The 12,037-nt window shown below is 55.8% G+C and carries 12 protein-coding genes and 1 other annotated feature; of the genes, 2 read left to right on the top strand and 10 right to left on the bottom strand.

Annotation, left to right across the window (positions count from 1 at the left end; translation table 11 throughout):
- The first annotated feature begins 6 nt into the window (after positions 1–6).
- Positions 7–780: a peroxide stress protein YaaA gene (gene yaaA, locus ABFV38_RS03285; protein ID WP_008502047.1), complete on the top strand. Its 774-nt coding sequence runs from the start codon at positions 7–9 to the stop codon at positions 778–780.
- Positions 781–812: 32 nt separating this feature from the next.
- Here the strand turns inward: yaaA and ABFV38_RS03280 are convergent, their stop codons facing one another.
- The 7 genes from ABFV38_RS03280 to yjjY form a co-directional block, all read right to left on the bottom strand.
- Positions 813–1,115, bottom strand: coding sequence for a DUF2502 domain-containing protein (locus ABFV38_RS03280; protein ID WP_045907758.1), 303 nt, complete (start codon positions 1,113–1,115; stop codon positions 813–815).
- Positions 1,116–1,373: 258 nt separating this feature from the next.
- On the bottom strand, positions 1,374–2,660 hold the full coding sequence (thrC, locus tag ABFV38_RS03275) for a threonine synthase (RefSeq protein ID WP_023326668.1): 1,287 nt from the start codon (positions 2,658–2,660) through the stop codon (positions 1,374–1,376).
- Positions 2,661–2,663: 3 nt separating this feature from the next.
- On the bottom strand, positions 2,664–3,593 hold the full coding sequence (thrB, locus tag ABFV38_RS03270) for a homoserine kinase (protein WP_045907756.1): 930 nt from the start codon (positions 3,591–3,593) through the stop codon (positions 2,664–2,666).
- 1 nt (position 3,594) lies between these two features.
- A complete protein-coding gene (thrA, locus tag ABFV38_RS03265) occupies positions 3,595–6,057 on the bottom strand; it encodes a bifunctional aspartate kinase/homoserine dehydrogenase I (RefSeq protein WP_111967206.1) in 2,463 nt (820 codons plus the stop codon).
- Positions 6,058–6,081: 24 nt separating this feature from the next.
- Positions 6,082–6,199: a sequence feature (Thr leader region), on the bottom strand.
- A complete protein-coding gene (gene thrL, locus ABFV38_RS03260) occupies positions 6,138–6,206 on the bottom strand; it encodes a thr operon leader peptide (protein ID WP_015572623.1) in 69 nt (22 codons plus the stop codon). Its footprint overlaps the feature before it by 62 nt.
- 211 nt (positions 6,207–6,417) lie before the next feature.
- Entirely contained in the window at positions 6,418–7,104 is a 687-nt protein-coding gene (locus ABFV38_RS03255; protein WP_048028561.1) for a tRNA/rRNA methyltransferase, read from the bottom strand.
- Between the two features lie 399 nt (positions 7,105–7,503).
- Entirely contained in the window at positions 7,504–7,644 is a 141-nt protein-coding gene (gene yjjY, locus ABFV38_RS03250) for a protein YjjY (RefSeq protein WP_085928893.1), read from the bottom strand.
- Between the two features lie 95 nt (positions 7,645–7,739).
- Between yjjY and arcA the strand changes: the two genes are divergently transcribed.
- Positions 7,740–8,456, top strand: a complete 717-nt coding sequence (gene arcA, locus ABFV38_RS03245; protein ID WP_003856501.1) for a two-component system response regulator ArcA — start codon at positions 7,740–7,742, stop codon at positions 8,454–8,456.
- A gap of 46 nt (positions 8,457–8,502) precedes the next feature.
- Here the strand turns inward: arcA and creD are convergent, their stop codons facing one another.
- The 3 genes from creD to creB are packed head-to-tail and all read right to left on the bottom strand — an operon-like array spanning position 8,503 to position 12,025.
- Positions 8,503–9,855: a cell envelope integrity protein CreD gene (gene creD, locus ABFV38_RS03240; protein ID WP_348958485.1), complete on the bottom strand. Its 1,353-nt coding sequence runs from the start codon at positions 9,853–9,855 to the stop codon at positions 8,503–8,505.
- A 56-nt stretch (positions 9,856–9,911) separates the two neighbouring features.
- A complete protein-coding gene (gene creC / locus ABFV38_RS03235; RefSeq protein WP_348958483.1) occupies positions 9,912–11,336 on the bottom strand; it encodes a two-component system sensor histidine kinase CreC in 1,425 nt (474 codons plus the stop codon).
- Positions 11,336–12,025, bottom strand: coding sequence for a two-component system response regulator CreB (gene creB, locus ABFV38_RS03230; RefSeq protein ID WP_235402796.1), 690 nt, complete (start codon positions 12,023–12,025; stop codon positions 11,336–11,338). The genes creC and creB overlap by 1 nt, the downstream gene beginning before the upstream one ends.
- Between the last annotated feature and the right edge of the window lie 12 nt (positions 12,026–12,037).

Below are 12,037 nucleotides of genomic sequence, written 5' to 3'. Positions count from 1 at the left end.
CTGGATATGCTGATTCTGATTTCACCTGCAAAAACGCTCGACTACCAGAGCCCGCTCGCCACCGAACGCTATACCCAGCCTGAACTGCTGGACTATTCGCAACAGCTGATCCGCGAAGCGCGTAAGCTCTCTGCCCCGCAAATCGCCTCGCTGATGAGCATCAGCGACAAGCTGGCAGACCTTAACGCGACCCGCTTCCATGAATGGCATCCGGATTTCACCCCTGCCAACGCTCGTCAGGCGATTCTGGCATTTAAAGGCGACGTGTATACCGGTCTGCAGGCGGAAGATTTTAGCGAAGCCGATTTCGATTTTGCCCAGCAGCATCTGCGCATGCTGTCGGGTCTGTACGGCGTACTGCGCCCGCTGGATCTGATGCAGCCGTACCGTCTGGAGATGGGGATTCGTCTGGAGAATGCCAAAGGCAAAGACCTGTACCATTTCTGGGGCGATATCATCACCGATAAGCTGAATGCGGCGCTGCGTGCACAGGGCGATAACGTAGTGATTAACCTGGCGTCCGATGAATATTACAAGTCGGTGAAGCCGAAAAAACTGGATGCCGACATCATCAAGCCGGTATTCCTTGACGAGAAGAACGGCAAGTTCAAAGTGATCAGCTTCTACGCCAAGAAAGCGCGTGGCCTGATGAGCCGCTACATTATTCAGAACCGCCTGACGAAGCCGGAGCAGCTAACCGCCTTCAACAGCGAAGGCTATTTCTTTGACGAGGCGTCGTCAGGGAAAGGCGAACTGGTGTTTAAGCGCCACGAGCAGTAAAAACAAACCCCGCCAGCTGGCGGGGTTTTGCATTAGTGGTGTTTCCAGTCCGGGCCGCGATCGTCGCGGCGGTCATCGTGGTGATGGTCATCGTGACGATCGTCATGTTTACGATGCTCATCATGTGGGCGCCAGTGGTTATCGCGCCAGTCATAATGCGCTTTCCACCAGTCGTGGTCGCGCCAGCGGCCGCCATCCCAGTAATGCCCGTTATTATCCCGGTCGCCAATCTGCAGTTTGACCGCAGGAACGAGGGTAATTTCGGATGCCTGTACCGCCATGGGAGCGACCAGCATCAGTGAAAGCGCAATCAGCACAGGTTTCAGTGTAGACATCGGTGACTCCTTATTATCTTTGCCCAACGTGGGCCGATGTAAGGAGAGTACGCGAGGGGAACGGGGGATGTTATTCTCTGCAATCCTAAACGCTAAGTGACCGCATTTATTGGGAATTTCTACTTTTTCCCTGCTATTTTTCTCCTTAATTTCTTCACAAAAAAAGCCGGGTGGCGGCTACGCCTTACCCGGCCTACGTTCTGAGCCGTTGTCGTCGTTGTAGGCCCGGTAAGGCGTAGCCGCCACCGGGCAACACAATCACGCACGAGTCATCATCAGCTTACGCAGCGCGGCAAAGTCTGCCGGCAACTCATGAGACAGCAGCGGCAGGTCGGCACGCTCGGCCAGCTCTTTTGGCAGCGGCAGCGTTTCGCCCAGAATCGCCTCCACGCTCTCTTTGAACTTCGCCGGATGTGCGGTTCCCAGGAACAGGCCGTATTCACCCGGATTAAGCTGATCGCGCAGCGCGCGGTAGGCAATCGCCGCGTGCGGTTCAGAGGTATACCCCACCGCCTTCAGCTCGCGCATGGTGGATTTGGTGGTCTCATCCGTCACCGCGGCATAGCCCAGGTCGCCCAGACGCCAGATCTTACGGCGGAACAGCTCTTCCACGCGCGGCCAGTTGTTTGGCTGTGACACATCCATCGCATTGGAGAGGGTCGCCTGCGTGGCGTTCGGCGCCCACTTCCCGTCTTTCAGGAAGCGCGGCACGGTGTCGTTGGCGTTGGTGGCGGCGATAAAGCGTTTCACCGGCAGACCCAGGGATTTTGCCAGCAGGCCCGCCGTCAGGTCACCGAAGTTACCGCTCGGCACGGAGATCACCAGTTGGTTGCGCGCTTCCTGCGGCAATTGCGCCACCGCTTCGAAGTAGTAGCAGATCTGCGCCAGCAGACGGCTGATGTTGATGGAGTTGGCGGAGTTCAGACCCAGCGCCACCTTCAGCTCTTCGTCGTCGAAGGCCTGCTTGACCAGCGCCTGGCAGGCATCGAAATCACCGTCAATTGCCACGGTTTCAATGTTGCCGCCGAGGGTGCAGAACAGTTTCTCCTGCAGCGGGCTGATTTTACCTTTCGGATAGAGGATCACCACGCGGACGTTTTTCAGGCCGTAGAACGCGTGGGCTACCGCCGCGCCGGTATCGCCGGAGGTTGCGGTCAGGATGGTCACCGGCTTGTCGCCGCTGATGTGGGTCAGCATCTGCGCCATAAAGCGGCCGCCGAAGTCTTTGAACGCCAGGGTCGGGCCGTGGAACAGCTCCAGACAGCCGACGTCAGGCTCAACCTGCTGAACCGGCGCCGGGAACGCGAATGCCGCGCGTACGCGCTCTTCCAGCAGCTCCTGCGGAATTTCATCGCCGATAAACGCGGACAGAATTTTGGTGCTGCGGGTGACAAAATCCTGCTTAAGCAGGTCATCAATCTCGGTCAGCTGGAATTCTGGCAGGTCATGAGGGAAAAACAGCCCCTGATTTTTGCCCAGTCCCTGAGTCACCGCCTGCGCGAAGCTGACCTGCTCGTTATGATCTTTAAGGTTGTAGAGTTTCATTAATTATCCCAGTACTCGTGCGCCAGCCGTGTCCAGACGGCAAATATGAACAAAGCCTTCCTGATTTTGCAGGTAGTGTTTAGAGAGCCAGTCCGCCACGCGCTGCGCAGTGTCTGCCTTGTCGCACAGGGCGAACAGCGTCGGGCCGGAGCCGGAGATGCCGCACGCCTGCGCGCCGATATCCATTGATGCCTGTCGCGCCTCGTTAAAGCCGGGCAGCAGCTTCGTGCGGTACGGTTCGGCAATGACGTCCTTCATCAGTTTGGCCGCCAGCTGCGGCTGGCGGGTGTAGCAGGCGTGGATAAAGCCCGCCAGATGACGCCCGTGGGCAATACAGTCCTGACGACGATACTGCGCGGGCAGGATCGCACGCGCTTCCGCGGTTGAAACCTTGATACCCGGATAGGCCAGCACCCACAGCCACTCATCAAACCCTGGCACCTGCTGGCTGATGATGCCATTTTCTTCGATCATCAATTGCATGCCGCCGAGGAAGCACGGCGCCACGTTGTCATAGTGAATGCTGCCGGAGATACGCCCTTCCAGCTCGCCCATTAAGCCCAGCAGGCGGTTGTTGTTCAGCGGTTTGCCGCAATGCTCGTTCATGGCTACCAGCGCGGCGACCACCGAGCAGGCACTGGACCCCAGACCCGAGCCGATCGGCATACTTTTTTCCAGCGTCATGGCGACCGGCACGTTTTTGCCGATCTCCTGACAGAAGCGTTCCCAGCACTGATAAACGATATTTTCGCGCGGCTCAGACGGCAGTTTACTGGCGAAGCGGCCCACGTTATTCAGGCTGAAGCTGTCTGCCGCTTCCACCGTCACCGTATCGCCCAGCAGCGAACCATCCACCGGCGTCACCGCCGCACCCAGCACGTCAAATCCGACGCTCATATTCGCGCTGGAAGCCGGGGCATAAACTTTGACCATGTTAAACTCCTAACTTCCATGACAGGGTACGCAGCAGATCGGCAAACACACCCGCCGCCGTAACATCGTTCCCTGCGCCATAGCCGCGAAGCACCAGCGGCAGTGGCTGATAATAGTGGCTGTAAAACGCGAGGGCGTTTTCGCCGTTTTTGACTTTGTACAGCGGGTCGTTGCCATCCACTTCGGCAATCTTCACCCGGCACACGCCATCTTCTTCAATGTTGCCAACATAGCGCAATACCTTACCTTCATCACGGGCTTTTGCAACGCGAGCGGCAAACGCGTCGTCAAGCTGCGGCAACCTGGCCATAAAGGCGCCAACATCACCGCTGCTGTCAAATTCTGCCGGCAGGACCGGTTCAATCACGATATCGGAAAGCTCAAGCTCACGGCCCGTTTCGCGGGCGAGGATCAGCAGCTTGCGCGCCACGTCCATACCGGAAAGGTCGTCACGCGGATCCGGCTCGGTATAGCCCAGCTCGCGCGCGGCGCGGGTGGCTTCCGAGAGGCTCATCCCCTCATCCAGCTTGCCGAAGATAAACGACAGCGAGCCGGAGAGAATGCCGGAGAAACGCTGCAGTTCGTCGCCCGCGTTAAGCAGGTTCTGCAGGTTCTCGATAACCGGTAGGCCCGCCCCCACGTTGGTGTCGTACAGGAACTTGCGGCGCGACTTGCTCGCCGCCAGACGCAGCTGGTGATAGTAATCCATCGACGAGGTGTTGGCCTTTTTATTCGGCGTCACCACGTGGAAACCTTCGCGCAGGAAGTCCGCGTACTGGTCGGCCACCGCCTGGTTCGAAGTGCAGTCGACGATGACCGGGTTAAGCAGGTGATACTCTTTTACCAGACGGATCAGGCGGCCCAGGTTGAACGGCTCTTTTGCCTCCTCCATCTCGGCCTGCCAGTTTTCCAGGTTCAGGCCGTGGACGTTGGTCAGCAGCGCTTTGGAATTCGCGATCCCGCAGACGCGCAGGTCGATGTGTTTCTTCTTCAGCCACGCCTGCTGGCGCTTCACCTGTTCCAGGAGCGCGCCGCCCACGCCACCCACGCCAATCAGGAACAGCTCGATGACCTGATCGGTGTTGAACAGCATCTGGTGAACCACGCGAACGCCGGTGGTGGCATCGTCGTTATCGACGACAACAGAAATTGAACGCTCTGACGAGCCCTGGGCAATCGCCACGATATTGATATTGGCGCGCGCCAGCGCGGCAAAGAATTTGGCGGAGATACCGCGCAGGGTGCGCATACCGTCGCCCACCACGGAGATGATCGCCAGACGCTCCTGAATCGCGAGCGGCTCCAGCAGCTCTTCTTTCAGTTCCAGATAGAACTCTTCCTCCAGCGCGCGGCGGGCGCGCAGGCAGTCAGCCTGCGGCACGCAGAAGCTGATGCTGTATTCGGAAGAGGACTGGGTGATCAGCACCACCGAAATACCGTTGCGGGACATGGCCGCAAACACGCGTGCCGCCATGCCGACCATTCCTTTCATTCCCGGGCCGGAGACGCTGAACATCGCCATATTGTTGAGGTTGGAGATGCCTTTCACCGGCAGACCGTCCTCATCGGTGCTCGCGCCAATCAGCGTACCCGGCGCCTGCGGGTTACCGGTATTTTTAATCAGGCAAGGGATCTGGAACTGGGCAATCGGGGAGATGGTACGCGGGTGAAGCACTTTGGCGCCGAAGTAGGAAAGCTCCATCGCTTCCTGGTACGACATCGACTTCAGCAGCCTGGCGTCCGGTACCTGGCGCGGGTCGCAGGTATAGACGCCGTCGACGTCAGTCCAGATCTCACAACAGTCCGCGCGTAAACAGGCAGCCAGCACGGCGGCGGAGTAGTCGGAGCCGTTACGACCCAGCACCACCAGCTCGCCCTTCTCGTTACCGGCAGTAAAGCCCGCCATCAGGATCATGTGGTCAGACGGAATTTTGCTGGCGGCGATACGGCGGGTTGATTCGGCAATATCAACGGTGGATTCGAGGTAGTGGCCCACCGCCAGCAGTTTTTCAACGGGATCGATCACGGTCACGCTATGGCCGCGCGCTTCCAGCACGCCCGCCATGATGGCGATAGAGAGTTTTTCACCGCGACAAATCAGCGCCGCGTTGATGCTGTCCGGGCACTGGCCGAGGAGGCTGATGCCGTGCAGGACATGTTTAATTTGCGCGAATTCCTGCTCAACGAAGGACTTCAGCTGCGCATGCGGGAAGCCAGGCAGCGCCTCTGCCAGCCCTTGCAGTAAGTCAGCGAAGATACGCTCTGCGTCGCTAATGTTCGGAAGTGCATCCTGACCACCGATGGTCTTTTCAATCATCGCCACCAGATGGTTCGTGATTTTTGCCGGGGCAGAGAGCACGGTCGCAACCTGCCCCTGCCTGGCGTTGCTTTCCAGGATATCGGCAACACGCAGAAAACGTTCTGCATTTGCCACTGATGTACCGCCGAACTTCAACACTCGCATGGTTCTACCTCGTTTCCTTTAGCCGAAAAAAAAGCCCGCACTGTCTAGGTGCGGGCTTTTTTTTGTTTTTCCTGTACGCGTCAGCCCGCATCGTTACCTGTGGTAATGATGATGGTTGTGGTAATGGTGGTGATGCTGATGCGTTTCATGGATGTTGTGTACTCTGTCATTATTATCTGTCTGTGCTGTATTCTTTTAGGGTTAAAGGATCGGGCACCTTAAGTCAACGAATTTTTAATTTGATCACAATTCGGGAGACTCTCACGTCCCGCTGCGTGCAGATTTATTTTCATCCGATTCCCCCATGTGCAACCCATCCAGACAGACTTATTCGCCATAGTAAAAACTTATGGCAGTGTTTTACTCGGCCAATTTTTTTTCAATATCGTGCAGCAAACGGTGCAGCATGGCGGTGTCCCGCTGTTCAAGACGCCCCAAACGCTGCTGCAGCCAGTCAGCCATTTTTTGATCATCCGCCACCCCCAGATGCACGAGCAGGTTTTCTACGCGCGCGCGAAGTGCGGCAAGCTGATTTTCATCGGTTCCTGTATTTTGCGACGGGGGAATTTGTATTAAGGATGCTAATTGATAGCAATAAACCATGACCGCCTGGCCTAAATTGAGGGACGGATAATCCGCGACCATCGGTGCCCCCGTCAGCACGTCCGCCAGTTCCAGCTCTTCATTGGTTAATCCAGAATCTTCACGCCCAAACACCAGCGCCGCTTTCTCCAGCCACTGGCTTTTCTCGCTGAGCATCGGCACCAGCTCCGCTGGCGTGGCATAGTAGTGGAACTTCGCCCGGCTGCGCGCCGTGGTTGCAACGGTAAATGAAATATCGTGCAGCGCATCGGCAAGCGTAGCGTAAGTGGTTATATTATCGAGAATATCTCCCGATCCGTGCGCCACCCAACGGGCGGCGGGTTCCAGATGGGCCATGCTGTCCACAATACGCAAATCGGTAAAACCCATGGTCTTCATGGCACGCGCCGCTGCGCCTATATTTTCTGCTCTGGCTGGGGCAACCAGTACAATCGACAGATGCATTTATGCTCTCTTTTTAATCAGTTAGCCGGTAAAAATGTGATGCACTTCAACATATTACGCAGCGCGAATTTACAAAATTGCAACACAAATCACCGAAATAGCGTTTCATAACAAATTAAAAACGCTAAACTATTCTGTGTCTGAACAATCAGTTAGAATGTTAACAGAACCCTATTATCCTTATGTTTTATAATGATAATAGCGACATGAATACCCTATTCTGATTGGATTCGCTTCGTTTATAAATCAATGTCCGCAACTAGTTGGTTTATTGAAAAATTGTGACAAAGGCTAGCATTCGGCTACGATGATTTCATCAAACTGTTAACGTGCTACAATTGAACTTGATATATGTCAACGAAGCGTAGTTTTATTGGGTGTCTGGTGTCACTTAGCCTGTTATGTTGCTGTTAAAATGGTTAGGATGACAGCCGTTTTTGACACTGTCGGGTCCAAAGGGAAAGTACCCAAGACCAAGCTAATGATGTTGTTGACGTTGATGGAAAGTGCATCAAGAACGCAATTACGTACTTTAGTCACGTTAAGCCGATCATGTTAATTTGCGACATGCATCAGGCAGGTCAGGGACTTTTGTACTTCCTGTTTCGATTTAGTTGGCAATTTAGGTAGCAAACATGCAGACCCCGCACATTCTTATCGTTGAAGACGAGTTGGTAACACGCAACACGTTAAAGAGCATTTTCGAAGCAGAAGGCTACGATGTCTTTGAAGCGACCGATGGCGCAGAGATGCATCAGATCCTTTCTGAAAATGATATCAACCTGGTGATCATGGACATTAACCTGCCGGGCAAAAACGGTCTTCTTCTGGCGCGCGAACTGCGCGAGCAGGCGAACGTCGCGTTAATGTTCCTGACGGGCCGTGATAACGAAGTTGATAAAATTCTTGGCCTGGAAATCGGTGCGGATGATTACATCACCAAGCCGTTCAACCCTCGCGAGTTAACCATTCGTGCACGCAACCTGCTGTCCCGTACCATGAATCTGGGCACGGTCAGCGAAGAGCGTCGTAGCGTCGATAGCTACAAATTCAACGGCTGGGAACTTGATATCAATAGCCGTTCGCTGATTAGCCCGAACGGCGAGCAGTATAAACTGCCGCGCAGTGAATTCCGCGCGATGCTGCACTTCTGCGAAAACCCGGGCAAGATCCAGTCCCGTGCAGAGCTGCTGAAGAAAATGACCGGCCGTGAGCTGAAGCCGCACGACCGTACCGTAGACGTCACCATCCGTCGTATTCGTAAGCACTTCGAATCTACGCCAGATACGCCGGAAATCATCGCCACGATCCACGGCGAAGGGTACCGTTTCTGCGGTGACCTGCAGGAGTAATCCCGCAGTTAACGCATTAAAAAACGGCGCATTTGCGCCGTTTTTTTTATTTCCAGATCCGCATCGTGTCGTTATCAGGCTCTGCCGGAGGTTCAGGCCGCTTTGGCTGAGAGAGCGAGTACCAGTCGAAATGCCGGGTCAGGTACATCACGGCGAACAGCGCCAGCGCGAGAACCGCTGACCCCAACAGCAGCGCGCTGTCCTCCGAGCGCAGCAGGAACCACATCACGACATCCAGCCCGAGTAGCGCCAGCACAAACAGCCCGCTGCGCTTCCAGCTTTTCATCACGGCCTGCAGGTACATTACGTTCATCGCTGCACCAACCAGACTTGCAACAACCCAGGCGGGGGTAAACCCGACGTGTTCAGACAGCGCCAGCAGCACCAGATAGAACAGGACCAGCGACAGCCCCACCAGCAGATACTGCATCGGGTGAAGGCGTAATCCGGTTAAGGTTTCGAAGACAAAGAAGGCCATAAACGTCAGCGCAATCAGCAAAATGGCGTACTTGATCGCACGGTCAGTCAGTTGATACTGATCGGCAGGCGTGGCTACCGTAACGCTAAAAGCAGGGATTGATTCCCACTCTGGCGATTCACTGCCGTTAAACCAGCTCTCAAGATTGTTCGCAAACCAGCTGCTCTGCCAGTTCGCCTGAAAGCCAGAATCACCAATTTTATGCTTTACCGGCAGATAGTTACCCATAAAGCCCGGATGTGGCCAGTTGCTGTTGAGCGTCATTTCACTGTTGCGTCCCACAGGAACCACGGCAAAACTCCCCGTTCCGGCCAGATTCAGGGACATCTCCAGGGCAAACGTTTTTGACTCCAGCGTTTTGTCAGTCAGCGGAATATGAATACCGGAAAGCGCACCATACACACCCGACCCCGGCTCGACGCTCAACGCCTCGCCATTGATGCTGGAGACTTTCACCGTGCCAATGCCGCGCGCATCCCCCACGCCGACAACGATAAACGGTTGCCCAAGGGTCATCGTTTCCCCTTTAAGCTGCGCCATTTTCTCGGTGCTGAACCGCACTTTTATCCTGAGATCAGTGTTCCAGATTTGTCCGTCATAGATCCCGATATTTCGGGACTCAACGTGCTGGCTACCTTCAACAACCAGTGACTGCGGCAGAATAAAATGCATATAGCTTTTCTTGTACTCGACTTTCTTCTCATCCTCTACCTTGTAAAAAATCTCCGTTACCGGGATAGCAATCAGCGGCCCGACCAGTTTTTGCGGCCCGCTGGTACTCTGACGCAGCGTATTTTCAACATCATTGCGGTAGCTCTCTCGCTCTGATATCAGGTTACTGACCATAAAAAGCGGGACTAACAGCAGCAGGATGCACCCCAGCAGGGTGCTAACTTTCCAGAACAGGGGGGATTTCATCATTACGTCTCCTTTGTGATGAGGAGAGCGTAACCAGGCTATGTGGGGCCAGTTTGAAGTTATGTGAAGGGACGGTGAAGTCTCAGCGTGGCCATCACGCCACCTTCATCACGATTACGCAATGTAATCTCTCCCTGATGGAGACGCGCCACCTCCTGAACAAACGCCAGCCCGAGCCCGCTGCTCTTTAACCCGTTCTCGCGCGGAAGGGAATAAAAGCGCTCAAAAATACGCTCCAGCGCGTAATCCGGGATCCCGCTTCCGCTGTCGGTGACGATCAGCTCTACCTGCCTGCGATCTTCCCGGGCCGCCAGCGCAATGGCGCCACCCTGCGGGGTGAAATCAATAGCGTTATCCAGCAAATTGCCGAGCGCCTGTTCGAGAAGGTCGGGATCGCCCGCCACGTAAAGCGATGTCGGCTGACGGGTCAGCACAATTTCTTTCGCTGCCAACAGCGTCGCTCGCGCGTCTGCAAGCCGAGTGAAGAGCGAGTCAACGCTGACAGCTTCAGGCGTAATCTCGACACGATTTTCAAGCCGCGCCTGAGTGAGCAGCTTTTCAACCAGCGACTGCATGCGCGCATTTTGCACCAGAATATTATCGATAAACCGCGCGGCGACCTGCGGCGGCGGCTGCTCGGAGAGAATTTCTGCCGCGCCGCGTATGGCGGCAATAGGGCTTTTCAGCTCGTGGGTCAGCGCATGGACATAGTGTTCAATGTAGTTTTTCCCTTCAAGGCGAATACGCATATTTTCCAGCGCCTGTGCCAGCTTTTGCAGCTCGCTACTGCCTGGATTAGGCAATGGGAGAGGCGTATCGGTGGTTACCGAGTCGGCATAGCGCGATAACGTACCGATAGATCGATTGATCCACCACGCCACCGCCAAGCCAATCAGCAGGGCAATGCCGAGCAACGCACCGCCTGCCCACAGTATCCGTCGCTCGCTGCGGTGAATCACCGGCGCCATCGCGCTGTTCGGTTTCCCCACCGACAGCACGCCGATTATCTTGCCCTGATCCACAACCGGCGCGGCAACATACATCACCGTGCTTTCCGGATCGTCGGGATGGCTCTGGGTACTGCGCGCGCCGTATTCGCCGCGAAGCGTCAGCCAGACATCATTCCAGCGCGAGTAATCTTTTCCCACGGCCAGACCAGCGGAATCAAACACGACCCTGCCCTGCGCATCGGTCATGTAGACGTGATACTCGTTACGCACTTTATGAATACCGCCAATATTGGCGCGAAATGGGCGCTGATGAAGCTGAGAAAAGGCCTGTGCAAGCTTGCCCTGCTGCGCGTGACCCGAAAGCAAATCATCACGTCCGATTTCGGCCAACAGGGTCGCGGTATCGATTAATGTGCCCTCGGTTGCCCTGCGCACGCCGGGCTTCACCTCCTGAACAAAGATCGACAGCACGAACCACGCGGCGATGGCGACGATCAGGAAATACCCCAGCAGCAACCGCATCCCAATGCGCATCAGTAAAGGCCCAGACTGTAGCCCATACCGCGATGGGTGCTGATGGGGGACAGTTCCTCGTTCACCGCCCGCAGCTTGGCGCGCAGGGTTTTGATGTGGGTGTCCACGGTACGATCGAAACTGTCGCCGTCTTCACCCCACACCTTGTCCATGAGCTGCTGACGCGAAAAGACCCGACCGGGTGCCTGTAACAAGGTTTTGAGCAGCAAGAATTCGTAGCGGGTCAGGGGCAATGTTTCCCCGCACCAGCTGATTCTCGCGGCAGGCTCGTTCAGTTCAAACTGCCCGATACGCAACGTTTCTGAGGGTGCGGCGGATCTTTGCATGCGCCGTAAAACAGTCCGCACCCGCGCGCAGACTTCGCGAGGGGAGAAAGGTTTCGCAACGTAGTCATCGGCGCCCATTTCCAGGCCAAGCAGCTTGTCGACCTCATCACTGCGCGCCGTCAGAAACAGTACAGGCAGCGAGGGATGCTGCGCCAGCAGCCGACGGCAAAGCTCAAACCCGCTGATGTCCGGCAATCCGACATCCAGAATGGCGAGCGCTGGAACCTGCCGCCGCGCCTCCTCCAGCACGGGTAAACCGCGTTCAAACGCCTTTACCGCGAATCCTTCCTGCTGAAGCATGTAGATCAGCGTATCGGCGATACTGGTTTCGTCTTCAACCAGCCAGACCACAGGTTGTTGCATGATTCATCCCTG

This window comes from Enterobacter cloacae complex sp. Mu1197 (genome assembly GCF_040059225.1).
Taxonomy (GTDB): Bacteria; Pseudomonadota; Gammaproteobacteria; order Enterobacterales; family Enterobacteriaceae; genus Enterobacter; species Enterobacter quasiroggenkampii.
Note: the sequence above shows the minus strand (reverse complement) of the source record. Positions and strands in the feature narration are given on the sequence as shown.